Source organism: Pseudomonas sp. Z3-8, assembly GCF_051131975.1.
In the GTDB taxonomy this organism is placed as follows: domain Bacteria; phylum Pseudomonadota; class Gammaproteobacteria; order Pseudomonadales; family Pseudomonadaceae; genus Aquipseudomonas.
On sequence record NZ_CP071643.1, the window covers coordinates 502,339 to 517,879 of the forward strand.

20 protein-coding genes are annotated in these 15,541 nt (G+C 62.8%); 6 read left to right on the forward strand and 14 right to left on the reverse strand.

The features are described from left to right. Positions 1-112: 112 nt before the first annotated feature. On the reverse strand, positions 113-835 hold the full coding sequence (gene mtgA, locus J3P94_RS02385; RefSeq protein ID WP_305498154.1) for a monofunctional biosynthetic peptidoglycan transglycosylase: 723 nt from the start codon (positions 833-835) through the stop codon (positions 113-115). Positions 836-908: 73 nt separating this feature from the next. Between mtgA and J3P94_RS02390 the strand changes: the two genes are divergently transcribed. The 4 genes from J3P94_RS02390 (at position 909) to trmB (ending at position 3,164) form a co-directional block, all read left to right on the forward strand. Next, entirely contained in the window at positions 909-1,289 is a 381-nt protein-coding gene (locus J3P94_RS02390; protein ID WP_434571169.1) for a DUF423 domain-containing protein, read from the forward strand. Positions 1,290-1,380: 91 nt separating this feature from the next. Beyond that, complete coding sequence (gene thiS / locus J3P94_RS02395) at positions 1,381-1,581, forward strand: sulfur carrier protein ThiS (protein WP_434571171.1); 201 nt, start codon at positions 1,381-1,383, stop codon at positions 1,579-1,581. Positions 1,582-1,634: 53 nt separating this feature from the next. Further along, on the forward strand, positions 1,635-2,429 hold the full coding sequence (locus J3P94_RS02400) for a thiazole synthase (protein ID WP_305498159.1): 795 nt from the start codon (positions 1,635-1,637) through the stop codon (positions 2,427-2,429). A gap of 9 nt (positions 2,430-2,438) precedes the next feature. Beyond that, on the forward strand, positions 2,439-3,164 hold the full coding sequence (gene trmB / locus J3P94_RS02405; protein ID WP_434571173.1) for a tRNA (guanosine(46)-N7)-methyltransferase TrmB: 726 nt from the start codon (positions 2,439-2,441) through the stop codon (positions 3,162-3,164). A gap of 143 nt (positions 3,165-3,307) precedes the next feature. Here trmB and J3P94_RS02410 read toward each other — a convergent pair whose 3' ends face one another. The 9 genes from J3P94_RS02410 to J3P94_RS02450 all read right to left on the reverse strand — a co-directional run bounded on the left by J3P94_RS02410 (position 3,308) and on the right by J3P94_RS02450 (position 10,062). Continuing rightward, positions 3,308-3,631 (reverse strand): DUF3392 domain-containing protein, encoded by a 324-nt coding sequence (locus J3P94_RS02410; protein ID WP_014340681.1) that lies wholly within the window; start codon positions 3,629-3,631, stop codon positions 3,308-3,310. Between the two features lie 18 nt (positions 3,632-3,649). Next, positions 3,650-4,849: a radical SAM family heme chaperone HemW gene (gene hemW / locus J3P94_RS02415; protein WP_434571175.1), complete on the reverse strand. Its 1,200-nt coding sequence runs from the start codon at positions 4,847-4,849 to the stop codon at positions 3,650-3,652. Next, positions 4,846-5,442, reverse strand: a complete 597-nt coding sequence (rdgB, locus tag J3P94_RS02420) for an RdgB/HAM1 family non-canonical purine NTP pyrophosphatase (RefSeq protein ID WP_186612071.1) — start codon at positions 5,440-5,442, stop codon at positions 4,846-4,848. Before rdgB ends, hemW begins: the two co-directional genes overlap by 4 nt. Next, positions 5,439-5,873 carry a DUF4426 domain-containing protein gene (locus J3P94_RS02425; RefSeq protein WP_305498164.1) on the reverse strand — a complete coding sequence of 145 codons (435 nt, stop codon included), beginning with the start codon at positions 5,871-5,873 and terminating at the stop codon, positions 5,439-5,441. The genes rdgB and J3P94_RS02425 overlap by 4 nt, the downstream gene beginning before the upstream one ends. Positions 5,874-5,898: 25 nt before the next feature. Next, a complete protein-coding gene (gene metW, locus J3P94_RS02430) occupies positions 5,899-6,519 on the reverse strand; it encodes a methionine biosynthesis protein MetW (protein ID WP_434571178.1) in 621 nt (206 codons plus the stop codon). Between the two features lie 7 nt (positions 6,520-6,526). Beyond that, complete coding sequence (metX, locus tag J3P94_RS02435; RefSeq protein ID WP_434571180.1) at positions 6,527-7,666, reverse strand: homoserine O-succinyltransferase MetX; 1,140 nt, start codon at positions 7,664-7,666, stop codon at positions 6,527-6,529. Between the two features lie 255 nt (positions 7,667-7,921). Continuing rightward, positions 7,922-8,512 (reverse strand): YggT family protein, encoded by a 591-nt coding sequence (locus J3P94_RS02440; protein WP_434571181.1) that lies wholly within the window; start codon positions 8,510-8,512, stop codon positions 7,922-7,924. A 10-nt stretch (positions 8,513-8,522) separates the two neighbouring features. Continuing rightward, on the reverse strand, positions 8,523-9,341 hold the full coding sequence (gene proC, locus J3P94_RS02445) for a pyrroline-5-carboxylate reductase (protein ID WP_434571183.1): 819 nt from the start codon (positions 9,339-9,341) through the stop codon (positions 8,523-8,525). A 28-nt stretch (positions 9,342-9,369) separates the two neighbouring features. Further along, positions 9,370-10,062 (reverse strand): YggS family pyridoxal phosphate-dependent enzyme, encoded by a 693-nt coding sequence (locus tag J3P94_RS02450; protein ID WP_434571185.1) that lies wholly within the window; start codon positions 10,060-10,062, stop codon positions 9,370-9,372. 55 nt (positions 10,063-10,117) lie between these two features. Here J3P94_RS02450 and J3P94_RS02455 point away from each other — a divergent pair, with 55 nt between their 5' ends. Further along, positions 10,118-11,152 (forward strand): type IV pilus twitching motility protein PilT, encoded by a 1,035-nt coding sequence (locus tag J3P94_RS02455; RefSeq protein ID WP_434571187.1) that lies wholly within the window; start codon positions 10,118-10,120, stop codon positions 11,150-11,152. 147 nt (positions 11,153-11,299) lie between these two features. On the opposite strand, the gene J3P94_RS02460 is transcribed toward J3P94_RS02455, so the two are convergent. Beyond that, the gene (locus J3P94_RS02460) at positions 11,300-11,911 is read right to left on the reverse strand and encodes a C40 family peptidase (protein WP_434571189.1); all 612 of its coding nucleotides are present in this window, start codon (positions 11,909-11,911) and stop codon (positions 11,300-11,302) included. 249 nt (positions 11,912-12,160) lie between these two features. Here J3P94_RS02460 and J3P94_RS02465 point away from each other — a divergent pair, with 249 nt between their 5' ends. Further along, a complete protein-coding gene (locus J3P94_RS02465) occupies positions 12,161-12,589 on the forward strand; it encodes an NINE protein (RefSeq protein ID WP_434571190.1) in 429 nt (142 codons plus the stop codon). Between the two features lie 132 nt (positions 12,590-12,721). On the opposite strand, the gene J3P94_RS02470 is transcribed toward J3P94_RS02465, so the two are convergent. The 3 genes from J3P94_RS02470 to pyrR are packed head-to-tail and all read right to left on the reverse strand — an operon-like array spanning position 12,722 to position 15,525. Then, on the reverse strand, positions 12,722-13,993 hold the full coding sequence (locus tag J3P94_RS02470) for a dihydroorotase (RefSeq protein WP_434571192.1): 1,272 nt from the start codon (positions 13,991-13,993) through the stop codon (positions 12,722-12,724). Then, on the reverse strand, positions 13,990-14,994 hold the full coding sequence (locus tag J3P94_RS02475; protein WP_434571194.1) for an aspartate carbamoyltransferase catalytic subunit: 1,005 nt from the start codon (positions 14,992-14,994) through the stop codon (positions 13,990-13,992). The genes J3P94_RS02470 and J3P94_RS02475 overlap by 4 nt, the downstream gene beginning before the upstream one ends. Before the next feature lie 24 nt (positions 14,995-15,018). After that, positions 15,019-15,525, reverse strand: coding sequence for a bifunctional pyr operon transcriptional regulator/uracil phosphoribosyltransferase PyrR (gene pyrR / locus J3P94_RS02480; protein WP_305498180.1), 507 nt, complete (start codon positions 15,523-15,525; stop codon positions 15,019-15,021). Between the last annotated feature and the right edge of the window lie 16 nt (positions 15,526-15,541).

Genomic DNA, 15,541 nt, shown 5'->3' on the forward strand with positions numbered 1-15,541 from the left:
CCTGTGGGAGCGAGCTTGCTCGCGATGGCGATTAAACATTCAGCAGAGATGCCGCCTGACCCACCGTCATCGCGAGCAAGCTCGCTCCCACAGGGGCCTTGAATGTTCTTGACTACTGAGCCCACGGCGCGCGGCGCGCGCGGTCAAGCTCCAGCAGATAACCATCACCGCCCAGCTGGCTCATCTGCTGCCGGATCCAGCTGGCGCGTCGCAGTATGTAGGGGCTCGGCCGGCTGGCGCTCCAGACCCGCGGGTTGGGCAGTACCGCCGCCAGCAGGCTGGCCTGTTGCCGGGACAAGGCCCCGGCGCCTACACGGAAATGATGTCGCGCGGCCGCTTCAGCCCCGAACACGCCGTCGTCCCACTCGACACTGTTGAGGTACACCTCGAGAATCCGTTGCTTGGGCCAGAACACTTCGATCAGCGCGGTGAACCACGCCTCCAGCCCTTTGCGCAGCCAGCTGCGGCCCGACCACAGGAACAGGTTCTTGGAGACTTGCTGGCTGAGGGTACTGGCGCCGCGAATCGAGCCGCCGCGCCCGTTATGGGCAAACGCCGCCTGGATCGCGCCGATGTCAAAGCCCCAGTGCTCGGGAAACTTCTGATCCTCGCCGGCAATCACCGCAATCTTGAGGTTATTGGAGATCTGGTCCCAGGGCTGCCAGTCGCGCTGCAGGTCGATCGGCTCGCCGCCGAACCAGGATTCGACCTTGCGCTCGATCATCAGCGCGGTGAACGGTGGCGGTACCACGCGAAACAGCAGCACCAGCGCAACGCTGCCGACGGCGAACCAGAGCAGGGCTTTAACGAATCGTCGAAACAATGTACGCAGCATAGAGATGGCTTGGCCGAACCCGTCGAGCGGGCCATTATACAGACCCTGTCCCCCGAGTCTGACTGGAGTTCCCATGTTGCGTAGCTTTCTGATGCTGGCGGCTTTTTTCGGTTTCACCGGCGTAGCGCTGGGAGCATTCGCCGCCCATGGTCTGAAAAGCCGTCTGAGCGCTGATTACCTGGCGATTTTCCACACCGGCGTCACCTACCAACTGGTGCACACCCTGGCGCTGTTCGGCGTCGCATTGCTGGCCACGCAGATTCCCGGGCGTATCGTCACCTGGGCCGGTATTTCCTTTGTCATCGGTATCCTGTTGTTCTCTGGCAGCCTGTATCTGTTGACCCTTACAGGTGTCACCAAACTGGGGATGATCACGCCCTTGGGCGGTATGGCCTTCCTGATAGGCTGGCTTTGCCTGGGCATTGCGGCTTGGCGTCTACAACTTGCCGCTTGAAGCTTGCGGCTCGTAGCTGACCAAGGGGCTTGGGTCGTCCAGACTGATCGGGCTAGAATGCCAGCCCCTAAAAATGATGGCGGCATCCGGCATGCGCATTCAGTTGAACGGCGAACCCCTTGAACTGCCCGACGGCGAAACCGTCGCGGCCCTGCTGACCCGTCTGGAACTCACCGGACGCCGCGTCGCGGTGGAGCTCAACCTGGATATCGTCCCGCGCAGCCAGCACGCCGACACCACGTTGAATGATGGCGACAACGTCGAAGTGGTCCACGCCATCGGCGGCGGTTAGTCGCCGCGATTTCGCAGCATTCGCAAGAACCTCACCCCAACAGAGGATTTCCCATGAGCATCGTTCGTAGCGACAAGCCCTTCGTCCTGGCCGGTCGTACTTACCAGTCGCGTCTGCTGGTAGGCACCGGCAAGTACCGCGACATGGAAGAGACCCGCCAGGCCATTGAAGCTTCGGGTGCCGAGATTGTAACCGTCGCCGTGCGTCGGACCAACATTGGCCAGAATCCGGGCGAACCGAACCTGCTGGATATCCTGCCGCCGGATCGCTACACCATCCTGCCGAACACCGCCGGTTGCTTCGACGCCATCGAGGCTGTGCGCACCTGCCGCCTGGCCCGTGAGCTGCTCGACGGTCACAACCTGGTGAAGCTGGAAGTGCTGGCGGACCAGAAAACCCTGTTCCCCAACGTGATCGAAACCCTCAAGGCCGCAGAAACCCTGGTCAAGGAAGGTTTCGACGTGATGGTCTACACCAGCGATGACCCGATCATCGCTCGTCAGCTGGCGGAAATCGGCTGCATCGCGGTCATGCCGCTGGCCGGGCTGATCGGCACGGGCCTGGGGATCTGCAACCCGTACAACCTGCAGATCATCCTTGAAGAAGCGAAGATCCCGGTGCTGGTGGATGCCGGTGTCGGCACCGCCTCCGATGCCACCATCGCCATGGAACTGGGTTGTGAAGCGGTGCTGATGAACTCCGCCATCGCCCACGCCCAGCAGCCAGTCCTGATGGCCGAAGCCATGAAACACGCCATCGTTGCCGGTCGCCTGGCCTACCTGGCCGGGCGCATGCCGAAAAAACTCTATGCCAGCGCATCCTCGCCGCTGGATGGTCTGATCAAGTAAGAGCCATTGATGACTGAATCGAACGACACGCCGGTCCTCCCGGAAGAAGGCGAAGAGCGCCAGCACCGCCGCATCAAGAGTTTCGTGATGCGCGCCGGGCGCATGACTGAAGGCCAGCAACGCGGCCTGGAGCAGGGTGCGCCGTTGTATGTCCTGCCGCTGGCCGACGCGCCGGTGGACTTCGACCAGGTGTTCGGCCGCTCGGCGCCACGCTCGCTGGAAATCGGCTTCGGCATGGGCCATTCGCTGCTGGAAATGGCCGCGGCCGCGCCGGACCAGGATTTCATCGGCGTGGAAGTGCACCGTCCGGGTGTCGGTGCGTTGCTCAACGGCGTACTGACTCAAGGCCTGACCAACCTGCGGGTCTACGATTGCGACGCCATCGAAGTGCTCAACCGCTGCGTGGCCGACAACAGTCTCGACCGGCTGATGCTGTTTTTCCCGGACCCGTGGCACAAGAGTCGCCACCACAAGCGCCGGATCGTCCAGGCATCGTTCGCTGAACTGGTGCGCAGCAAGTTGAAGGTCGGCGGTGTGCTGCACATGGCCACCGACTGGGAGCCGTACGCCGAATACATGCTGGAAGTGATGAACGTCGCGCCGGGTTATCGCAACCTGGCTGAAGACGGCAAGTGTGTGCCGCGCCCGGCCGAACGGCCGATCACCAAGTTCGAGCGCCGTGGCGAACGGCTTGGGCATGGGGTGTGGGACTTGAAGTTCGAGAAGGTGGCTTAAACACGATAAATCCCTGTTGAAATGGGATCCTGTGGGAGCGAGCTTGCTCGCGATGGCGGCCTGACAGTCAACCATAATGTTGAATGTTATGGCCTCATCGCGAGCAAGCTCGCTCCCACATGTGTTTCGTGGTGTCTGTCGGTTCAGCGTCGATCCGCCACGACGCCAATCAGCACCAGCACCACCAGCAACACCGGCGCGAGGCTGTAGTTGTTGAACTGGCTCAAGCCCCGGACGATCCACGGCGTGGCGTAGATCAGCGCGGCGCCGCTGCCAATCATGCACAGCAGGGCGATCAGCGGGACGCGCAAGGCGCCGGCGATGCTGCCCAGGCGTTGTTCGACCCAGCCCTTGATGTCAGCGCCAAACAACACCAGCAGGCAGCCTACCAGTGCCAGGGAGATTTCCGACAGGTTGCTGCGGCTCCAGCGGGACACGGTGGCGAGCAGGTCGAGTACCAGATCCATTCGATTTCCTTGTTTTGATCAGCTCAGAAATTTTTGCAGCAGGTCGTTGAGAAACAGCTGTCCGCGCTCGGTCGCCGCCAGACGTGACGGTTCGACCTGTAACAACCCGCTTTGTTCGGCTTCGCGCCGGCCTTCGGCCAGGCTTTCCAGGGTCAGCCCGGTGCGCTGCGGATACAGCCGCGACGGCACGCCTTCGGTGAGGCGCAGCGCGTTCATCAGGAACTCGAAAGGCAGCTCTTCGTTGGCGAGGCTCTTTTCCCCGGCCAGGAAGCGCTTGGCCGGGTTGAGATAATCCTTCGGCAAACGGGTCTTCCAGGTGCGTACGATGCGCCCGTCCGGATGGCTGAGCTTGCCGTGGGCGCCGGCACCGATACCGATGAAGTCGCCGAAGCTCCAATAGTTGAGATTATGTCGCGCCGCCCGTCCGGGCTGGGCATAGGCCGAGACTTCGTACTGGGCGTAGCCATGCTCGGCAAGCAGCGCTTGCCCGGCTTCCTGGATGTCCCACAGCGTATCGTCTTCCGGCAAGGTCGGCGGCTGGTTCCAGAACACCGTGTTCGGCTCCAGCGTCAGTTGGTACCAGGACAGGTGGGTTGGCTTCAAGGCGATGGCCTGGCGCAGGTCGCTCAAAGCGTCGTCGAGAGACTGGTCGGGCAGGCCATGCATCAGGTCCAGGTTGAAGTTGTCGAAGCCGGCCTGGCGAGCCATACCGGCGGCGCGCACCGCCTCGTCACCGTTATGGATCCGCCCCAGGGCCTCAAGCTTGGCCTGTTGGAAACTCTGGATACCGATGGACAGGCGATTGATGCCCAACGCCCGGTAGGCGATGAATTTTTCCTGCTCGAACGTGCCGGGGTTGGCTTCCAGGGTGATTTCAATGTCGTGGGCGAACGCTATCCGCGCCTCGACGCCCTTGAGCAATCGGCCCAGGGCCCGGGCGCTGAACAAGCTCGGGGTACCGCCACCAAAAAAAATCGAGCTCAACGAGCGACCATGAACCGCGTGCAGATCCTGGTCGAGGTCGGCCAGCAGAGCGTCGACATACTCCTCTTCCGGCAACTGCGGGCTGGCGGTGTGGGAGTTGAAATCGCAATACGGGCATTTGCGCACGCACCACGGGATGTGGATATACAGCGCCAGGGGCGGCAGCTCCGGTAGCGGGGCCCGGGGCGTTTGTACACCGCCATGAATCAGCGGTGCGGGAGCGTCGTCGATCATTGCAGGCCCAGGCGTTGACGCAGCAGGGCCATGGCGCGGGCGCGGTGGCTCAGTTGGTTCTTTTCCACCGGGCCCAGCTCGGCGCTGGAGCAATTGCGCTCGGGCACCCAGAACAACGGGTCGTAGCCGAAACCGTGCTCGCCGCTGGCCTCGGTGAGAATGCGCCCGTGCCACAGGCCTTCGCAGAGGATCGGCAACGGATCGTCGGCATGACGCACAAGGGCCAGCACACAAACGAACTGCGCGCCGCGTTCGGCCTCGGGCACATCCTTGAGGGCTTCAAGCAGCTTGGCGTTGTTTGCCGCATCACCTTTGCCGTCGGCGTAACGGGCCGAGTAGATGCCCGGCGCGCCGCCGAGGAAATCAACCGCCAGACCGGAGTCATCGGCCAGCGCCGGCAGCCCGGAAATGCGCGCGGCATTACGGGCCTTGAGGATGGCATTCTCGACGAACGACAGGCCGGTTTCTTCCGGCTCGACCTGGCTGAATTCCCCGATCGAGCGCAGTTGCACCGATCCGCCGAGCATGGCCTGGAGTTCCTTGAGTTTGCCGGCGTTGTGGCTGGCCAGCACGAGTTGGGTGAGGTTCATCATTGGCCCGGGAACAGTTCCTGGTTGAAGTTGATGGTGTTGATCTTGTCGCCGGTCTGCACCTTGATCTCGAAAGTCCGGGTTTCCTGCTGGTCCACCGGATACTGGGCAATGTAATAGATCGCGCCTGGTTCAGTGACCTGGCGGAAGGTGAGGGTGACTGTCTTGCTGGTCAGGTCCTTCACCGTGCCGCTGACCTGGGCGATCAGTGGCTTGCCACCCTTGAGCACCGAGACATTGATCACGCCCTGGTTCTTGCTGCGGATCAGCTCGGCGGCCTTGGCGATGTCGGGTGTCAGGAAGGTGGAATTGAACGTGTTGTAGTGCACGGTCACATCACCGAACACTTCCTTGCGCTCGGCCTTGATGACGTCGGCGGCCATGGCGCCCACGCTCAGGCAGGTGGTGATTAAGAACAACGCTAGACGTTTCATGTCGTGCTCCTGAAAAGGCCGGTGCTCACACCGCGACCTGGTGGTCGGCAAGCCCTGGGCTGCTGACCCGATAGATGCCTATTTCACCTAACAGATTAGGCCATAGCTTGCTGGCCCACCCGTGGCGGTGCTGCTGGTCCACCGCGAGGCGATCGATGACCTTGGCCTTGCGCTCGCGACACAGTTCTTCGAAGTCCTCGAAGGTGCAGAAATGGATGTTCGGCGTGTTGTACCAGGTGTAGGGCAGGAATTCCGAGACCGGCATCCGCCCCTTGCTCGCCAGGTACCAGCGGCAGCGCCAATGGCCGAAATTGGGGAAGGTGATGATGCACTGGCGGCCGACACGGAGCATTTCGTCGAGAATCCTGTCCGGATAATGCACGGCTTGCAGGGCCTGGGTCATGACCACGATGTCGAAGCTGTTGCTGGCGAAGTTGCCCAGGCCCTTGTCCAGGTCCTGCTCGATGACATTGATGCCCTTGGCCACGCACTCGGCGATGTTGTCCGGGTCGTTTTCCAGGCCGTAGCCGGTGACTTGCTTGTTGTCGCGCAGCCAGGTCAGCAGTTCGCCGTTGCCGCAGCCCAGGTCGAGCACGCGGCTGCCGGCGGGGATCCATTCCTGGATGATGTCCAGATCGGCTCTCATGGCGTCCTCACAGCGTAATACGGTTCATGTAGTTGCCGAACGCCTGCAGGTAGCGCGGGATCGGAATCAGAAAGGCGTCGTGGCCCTGGGGCGCGTCGATTTCCAGGTAGCAGACGTCCTTGCGCGCGGCCATCAGCGCATCCACCAGTTCCCGGGAGCGGGCCGGGGAGAAACGCCAGTCAGTGGTGAACGACATCACGCAGAACCTGGCGGTGGCGTTGGCGAAGGTTTTCGCCAGGTTATCGTCGAAGTTCGCCGCCGGATCGAAGTAGTCCAGCGCCTTGGTCATCAGCAGGTAGGTGTTGGCGTCGAAGCGCCCGGAGAACTCCTCGCCCTGATAGCGCAGGTAGCTTTCCACCTGGAACTCGACGCTGTGGAAATCGTAGTTGAGCTTCTCGCTCTTGAGCCCACGGCCGAATTTCTCGCCCATGGAGTCGTCGGACAGGTAGGTGATGTGACCGACCATCCGCGCCAGCATCAGCCCGCGCTTGGGAATCACGCCATGCTCCTGGAACGAACCGCCGTGGAACTCGGGGTCGGTGAGGATCGCCTGGCGCGCCACTTCGTTGAACGCGATGTTCTGCGCCGACAGCTTGGGCGCCGAGGCGATCGCCAGGCAGTGGCGTACGCGATCCGGGTAGGTGATGGTCCATTGCAGCGCCTGCATGCCGCCGAGGCTGCCGCCGATCACCGCCGCCCATTGTGCGATACCGAGGCGGTCGGCCAGGCGTGCCTGGCTGTGGACCCAGTCTTCCACGGTCAGCACCGGGAAATCGGCGCCGAACGGCTTACCGGTGTCCGGGTTGAGACTGCTGGGACCGGTGGAGCCGTTGCAACCACCGAGGTTGTTCAGGCTGACCACGAAGAACTTGTTCGTGTCGATGGGCTTGCCGGGGCCGATGCAACTGTCCCACCAGCCTGGCTTGCGGTCGTCGACGCTGTGGTAGCCGGCGGCGTGGTGGTGCCCCGACAGGGCGTGGCAGATCAGCACGGCATTGCTCGCCGTGGCATTGAGGGTGCCATAGGTTTCGTAGATCAGGTCATAGGCTGGCAACGAACGACCGCAGGCCAGGGCCAGGGGCTCGCTGAAATGCGCCATTTGCGGCGTCACCAGACCAACGGAATCGGGGGGAAAGGCAGCTGGCATCGACCCTGCTCTCGTTGAAATGAGGCGTAAGTCTAAAGACCGCTGGGGTTAGCGGCAAGCAAAGGGTGGGGTAGATTACCGCCGATTAATCCCGTGGCGAAGGCGCTTGCTCTCGCTGGGCCGGGCTGGCGCTCCAGCGCGAAGCGGCCCTGAAACCTGCTGCCCGGGACTGTCTGGCAGACGGTGGCGCCTGGTTTGGGGCTGCTTCACGCAGCCCAGCGGGAGCAAGCTCCCTCGCCACGGATACGGTGCCAGTCAGATCAACACCCGCAAGATCTCCGGCATCATGGTCATTGCCGCCAGGTTGTTGATTACCAGCATGTCGATCAGCTTGATCACCATGAATGCCAGTATCGGCGAGATATCCAGGCCGCCGAGGTTCGGCACGATGCGGCGGAACGGCGCCAGGGCCGGCTCGCAGATCTGGTTCACCAGCTCGGCGCCCGGGTTGTGGCTGCCCGGCGCGACCCAGGACAGGATCACACTGATGATCATGGCAAAGAAGAAGATGTTCAAAAACAGCGCGGCGACGCCAATAAGCGACCAGATCAGCAGTTGCAGCGGGTTGCCGGTGGTGCCGTAGGTCAGCAGCAGAGTCAGGGCCATCAGCGCCAGTTGCACGAGGATCGCCAGCACCAGCGACGACATGTCCAGGCCGAACAGGCTCGGGATGATCCGGCGCAGGGGCTTGAGCAGCGGTTGGGTCGCCTTGACGACGAACTGGCACAGCGGGTTGTAGAAGTTGGCGCGCACCAGTTGCAGCACGAAGCGCATCAGCACGATCAGCAGGTACAGGCTGCCGAGGGTTTGCAGGACGTAGACCGCTGCAGTGTTCAATCCAATCATGAATGGCTCCTTATTGGCCCAGTTGTTCGGCCATTTCGGCCGAGCGGTGCGCGGCGGCGCCGAGTGCTTTTTCCACCAGGGCTTCGAAGCCCCCGGCCTGGAAAGATTTGATGGCCGCTTCGGTGGTGCCGGCCGGCGAGGTCACGCGGCGACGCAATTCCGCTGCATCGACATCGCTGGACACCGCCATGTGAGCGGCGCCGAGAGCAGTCTGCAAGGTCAGTTGGGCAGCGATCTCACGGCTCAGACCGAGTTTTTCTCCAGCGGCGGTCATGGCTTCGATCAGCAGGAAAAAATACGCCGGGCCCGAGCCGGAGACAGCGGTGACCGCGTCCAGTTGCTGCTCGGTGTCCAGCCACAGCGCCAGGCCCACGGCTGACAGCAGCTGTTCAGCCTGCTGGCGTTGCTCGGCGCTCACCTGTGCGGTGGCGAACAGGCCGCTGACGCCCTGGCGCAGCAGTGCCGGGGTGTTGGGCATGCAGCGCACGATCGGCTGGGCGCCGAGCCAGTTATTCATGCTGGCGCAGGTAATGCCGGCGGCGATCGACACCACCAATTGATGAGGCTTGAGGTGCGGCCGAAGTGCCTCGCACACGGACTTCATCGCTTGCGGCTTGACGGCCAGCACGATGACGTCCACACCCTCGATGGCCTGGGCGTTGTCGGCGAAGGTTTCGACGCCGTGCTCGGCGCTCACCCGCTTGCGGGTCTCTTCACCCGGATCGCTGGCGCGGATCATGGATGCGTCCAGGCCCTTGGCCCGCAGGCCGCCGATCAGGCTGGCGGCCATGTTGCCGGCGCCGATGAAGGCAATACGCGTGTTACTCATGACAGGTCCTTATAAAGAGATAAGTGAGTCAGCTGGGCGCTTGGCCGTAGTCACGCGCCCCAAACAGCGCCGTGCCGATGCGCACCCAGGTGGCGCCTTGGGCAATGGCGGATTCAAGGTCATGGCTCATGCCCATCGACAACGTATCCAGCGGCAGGTCCAGGCTGGCTTGCAGCTGTTGAACGGTTGCGAAGGCCGCGTCCTGTTCGGCGCGATCGTCGGTCGGTTCGGGAATCGCCATCAACCCACGCAACTTGAGATGAGGCAGCGTGCTGATGGCATTGGCGAGGGCGGGCAGGTCCGCTGGCGTGCAGCCGGACTTGCTGGCTTCACCGCTGACGTTGACCTGGATGCAGATGTTCAGCGGCGGCAGGTCGGCCGGGCGCTGCTCGGACAGGCGTTGGGCAATTTTCAGGCGATCCACGGAGTGCACCCAGTCGAAATGTTCGGCGATAGCGCGCGTCTTGTTCGATTGAATGGGGCCGATGAAGTGCCAGATCAAGGGCAGGTCGGTCAGTTCGGCCTGCTTGCCCAGCGCTTCCTGCAGGTAGTTCTCGCCGAAGTCCCGCAGGCCTGCGGCGTGGGCTTCGCGCAGGGCCTGGGCCGGCTTGGTCTTGCTCACCGCCAGCAGCTGGACGCTGTGTCCCGGGCGCTGGGCGGCCTGCTCCGCGGCATGGATGCGCGATCTAACCTGAGCAATGTTGTCTGCTATGGTGGTCATAAAGAGAGGCCAGCGGTCTGAGGTTCGCGGCATTCTACTGGAATTGAGGAGCGCTATGGATATCACTGAATTGCTGGCGTTCAGCGCCAAACAGGGGGCGTCGGACCTGCACCTGTCCGCCGGGCTGCCGCCGATGATCCGCGTGGACGGCGATGTAAGGCGGATCAACCTGCCGGCGCTGGACCACAAGCAGGTTCATGAACTGATCTACGACATCATGAACGACCGCCAACGAGTGGATTACGAGAAGTTTCTGGAAACCGATTTTTCCTTCGATGTACCCGGCGTGGCGCGATTTCGGGTCAATGCCTTCAACCAGAATCGGGGCGCGGGGGCAGTGTTCCGGACTATTCCCTCAAAAGTCCTGACCATGGAAGACCTGGGGATGGGCGAGGTGTTTCGCAAGATCACCGAGGTTCCTCGCGGGCTGGTGCTGGTAACCGGGCCGACCGGCTCGGGCAAGTCCACCACCCTGGCGGCCATGATCGACTATCTGAACAGCCACAAGCACCATCACATCCTCACCATCGAAGACCCCATCGAATTCGTGCATGAACCGCGCAAGTGTCTGATCAACCAGCGTGAGGTGCATCGCGATACCCAGGGTTTCTCCACGGCGCTGCGTTCGGCCCTGCGGGAGGACCCGGACGTGATCCTGGTGGGGGAGATGCGCGACCTGGAGACGATTCGCCTGGCGCTGACCGCCGCCGAAACCGGGCACCTGGTGTTCGGCACGCTGCATACCACGTCGGCGGCCAAGACCATTGACCGGGTAGTGGATGTGTTTCCTGGTGACGAGAAGTCGATGGTCCGCTCGATGCTGTCGGAGTCGCTTCAGGCGGTGATTTCCCAGACACTGGTCAAGAAGATTGGCGGCGGCCGCATCGCGGCGCACGAGATCATGCTGGGCACTTCGGCGATCCGCAACCTGATCCGCGAAGACAAGATCGCGCAGATGTATTCATCGATCCAGACCGGCGGCTCGCTGGGGATGCAGACGTTGGACATGTGCCTGAAGGATCTGGTGAGCAAGGGCCTGATCAGCCGCGAGCACGCGCGCGAGCGGGCGCGTACGCCGGATAATTTTTAGAGAAGTGGTGCTTTTGCAGGCCTCATCGCGAGCAAGCTCGCTCCCACACTTGATCTTCAGTGACCACAGAAATTGTGTTCGCCGCAAACCAATTGTGGGAGCGAGCTTGCTCGCGATGGGGGCCTCAGCTAGAGCAAAAATGCTGGATCAACGCTGAACGACCCGCATCGCCCCCGGCTCTTTCGGCAGTACGCGCTTGGCAACCACGTAATGGGTGTCCCAGTACGGCTTGTTCAGGGTGTCGATGGTCACCGACTTGCCTCGGCGCGGGGCGTGGATGAAGCGGTCGTTGCCCAGGTAGATGGCCACGTGGTTGACCCGACGGCTCTTGAGCTTGAAGAAAATCAGGTCGCCGGGCTTGAGGTCCTTGCGCTCGACTTTCTCGCCATGGCCGGCAGCCATCGCATTGGAGGTACGCGGCAGGTCGAACGTGGCGTCGTTGAAGGCGTACTTCACCAAACCACTGCAATCGAAACCTTTACTTGGGCTGCTGCCGCCCCAACGGTAAGGTGTGCCCAGTACATTCACGGCGCGGCTCAGCACATTGCTGGTGGTCTTGGTCGCCATGGGTGGCACCAGCCGGCTGTGAGCGTTACTCACACGCTGGACGCTTTGCCTGTTTTTGCTCGTTGGAGCAGAAACGTGGGATTTGGGCGTATAGCCGTTGATGTTCGGAAGACGTTGCTCACGGTTGGTGGCGTGGGCGGCCAGTGGCAATAATAGGCAAATGGTCAGCCATGTCTTGAAAAATGGACGCATTAGGCAGGGCTCATAAAGGTTAGCGCGCAACTTTATAACAGCTTTTTTTCCCTTTCCGAGGCCGTTTGTCGATCCGGAACCCAGCGTGAACGCCGCATAATTGCGACAATTTGACCCGATTGTCCGACAAGGTCCCCGTAATCCGGGCGTTTCCCCGACGCGAGTCGCTCATGACCGCTTGTCGGCGAGACATGTAAAAGTCACAAAAGATCCGAACAAATTTTTCTATCGAGGCAAAAGAGGCCATTCATGAACAGCTATCAGCAGGGCGCAATCCGCGATACCCACAGCAAAGTCATCGGGTATCTGCTGTGGATTCTCGGTTTTACCGGCGCCCACCGTTTCTATTACGGCAAGCCGGTCACCGGCACGATCTGGTTCTTCACCTTCGGGCTGCTGGGCATCGGTTGGTTGATCGACCTGTTCCTGATCCCGGCCATGGACCGCGAAGCCGACCTGCGCTTTACCCCGGGACCCATCGAATACAGCGTGGCGTGGATTCTGCTGACGTTTCTCGGGGTGCTTGGCGTGCATCGCATGTACCAAGGGAAGTGGCTCAGCGGGATTATCTACCTGCTGACTGGCGGGGTGTTTTTCCTTGGGGTGCTGTATGACTTCTGGACGCTGAACGATCAGGTCTCGATTCGTAATGCGCAGAAGCGTGGGGCTTTCCAGTAAGACAGTCAGATCGAGGTGCCTGCATTCGCGAGCAGGCTCGCTCCCACATTGGATCGAGGTGTCCACAGGTCATGTGTTCACTGAGAATCCCTGTGGGAGCGAGCCTGCTCGCGAAAAGGGCGGCGCGGGTTGTCAGGCCTGGTGGGTAATCCGCCCATCCATCAAGGTGTAGCGCACCACGCCCGGCAGGCTGTGGCCGAGGAATGGGCAGTTGTCACCCTTGGAACGCCAGGCTTCGCCGGCCACGGTGGAGGCGGCCGGGTCGAACAGCACCAGGTCCGCCGGCGCGCCCACCGCCAGTTTCCCGGCTGGCAGCTGCAGCGCCTGGGCCGGGCCGGCGCTCAGGCGTGCGAGCAGAGTCGGCAGATCCAGCAAACCGTCTTCCACCAGCGTCAAGGCCAGCGGCAGCAGCAGTTCAACGCTGCTGATGCCCGGCTCGGTGGCGCCGAACGGTGCCAGCTTGGCATCGCGTTCGTGGGGTTGGTGATGGCTGGAAATGGCCGAGATCACCCCGGACTTCACCGCCTCGCGCAGGCCATCGCGGTCGGCGCGGGTGCGCAGCGGCGGCTGGACGTGATAGACGCTGTTGAAATCGATCAGCGCTTCATCAGTCAGTATCAGCTGATACAGCGCCACATCGGCGGTCACCGGCAAGCCTCGGGCCTGGGCCTGGGCGATCAGCGCGGCGCCACGGGCACTGGTCAGTTGGCTGAAGTGCGCGCGTACACCGCTCTGCTCGACCAACAGCAGGTCCCGGGCCAGGGCCACGGTCTCGGCGGTTTCCGGGATGCCTGGCAAGCCGAGGAAGCTGGCGGTCGGGCCTTCATGGGCCAGGCCACCTTCGGCCAGGTCGTGGTCCTGGGAGTTGAAGATCACCGTCAGGCCGAAAGTCGCCGCGTATTCGAGGGCGCGGCACAGGGTCCGGGTATTGCGGAAACTGTTGAGGCCGTTGCCGAACGCCACGCAACCGGCATCACGCAGGGCGATGAGTTCGGCCAGTTGTTCGCCTTCCAGGCCTTTGCTCAGTGCGCCAATCGGGAAGACCTTGGTGTTGCCGGCCTCGCGGGCGCGGTCGAGGATCAGTTCGGCCACGGCCGAGGTGTCCAGCACCGGCTTGGTTTGCGGCGGGCAGCACAGGCTGGTCACGCCACCAGCGGCGGCGGCGCGGGTTTCGCTGACGATGCTGCCTTTGCGGCTGTAGCCCGGCTCGCGCAGGGCAACGTTCAGGTCCACCAGGCCGGGCGCGGCCACCAGGCCTTGGGCGTCGAGGACCTCGGCCGCCACGAAGCCTGTCGGTGCGGCGCCGAGGGCGACGATCTTGCAGGCATCGATATGGATGTCAGTCACTTGATCCAGGCCGCTGGCCGGATCGATCACGCGTGCGCCGAGAATGCTGAGCTTCACTGGGCGTTCTCCTGGTCGAATTGGCGCTGGGCCGTTTGCCCGCTCATGGCCATGGACAGCACGGCCATGCGGATGGCGATGCCGTAGGTCACCTGGTTGAGGATCACCGAGTGCGGCCCGTCGGCCACCGCCGACTCGATCTCCACGCCGCGATTGATCGGCCCCGGGTGCATGACGATGGCGTCCGGCTTGGCGCCGGCCAGGCGCGCGGTGGTCAGGCCGAACAGGCGGTAGAACTCGCCTTCGCTGGGCAACAGGCCGCCAGTCATGCGCTCGCGTTGCAGGCGCAGCATGATCACCACGTCCACATCCTTCAGGCCTTCGGTCATGTCGGTGTAGACCTTCACGCCGTATTGCTCGACGCCGATGGGCAGCAGGGTTTTCGGTGCGATCACGCGGATGTCCGGACAGCCGAGGGTCCTGAGCGCGAGCATGTTCGAGCGGGCTACCCGCGAGTGCAGGATGTCGCCGACGATGGCCACCGACAGGTTCTCGAAGCTGCCCTTGTGCCGACGGATGGTCAGCATGTCCAGCATGCCCTGGGTCGGATGAGCGTGACGGCCGTCGCCACCGTTGATGATCGCCACCTGCGGGCACACGTGCTCGGCAATGAAATGCGCCGCGCCGGAGTCGCCGTGGCGCACGACGAACATGTCGGCGGCCATGGCTTCGAGGTTGCGCAGCGTGTCGAGCAGGGTTTCGCCCTTGCTCGCCGAGGATGTCGACACGTTCAGGGTGATCACGTCCGCCGACAGCCGCTGGGCCGCCAGTTCGAAGGTGGTGCGGGTGCGGGTGGAGTTTTCGAAGAACACGTTGCACACGGTCTTGCCGCGCAGCAACGGGACTTTTTTCACCGCCCGGGCGCCGACTTCGAGGAACGAGTCGGCGGTGTCGAGGATTTCTGTCAGCAGCTCGCGGCGCAGGCCGTCGAGGGACAGGAAGTGCCGCAGCTGGCCCTGATCGTTGAGCTGCAGCGGGCGCTTGGTTTCGAGAGGCGTCATCGCGATGGACTCTGGCAAGGGCAGTTAAAGGGCGAGGTCTTGCAGTTCGAGTTGCAGCGGCGCCGGGCCGGAAAGCTTGACCCGTTCATGGGCCGCCAGCGCCAGCGTCGCGCCGACCACGTTAGGGCGGATCGGCAGTTCGGCGGCGTCCAGGTCGAGCAGGCAGACGAGCGTAACGCTGGCCGGGCGACCGTAGTCGAACAACTCATTCATGGCAGCGCGGATGGTCCGCCCGCTCATCAGCACGTCGTCGATCAGCACCAGGTGCTGGCCTTCGATCTCGAACGGCAGCGCCGAAGGGCGCACTTGCGGGTGCAGGCCGTTCTGGCTGAAGTCGTCGCGGTAGAAGGACACGTCAAGGGTGCCCAGCGGCGAGTCGCTGCCCAGTTCATCGAGCAAGGCCTGGGCAACCCAGACGCCGCCGGTGCGAATGCCGATGTAGCGCGGTTCGCTGATGCCACGTTGTTCCAGGTGCGCCGTGAGACGGATCGCCATCTGGCTGATCAGTTCGGCAGGATTGGGCAGGCTCATGCTGGCTCCTTCAGGT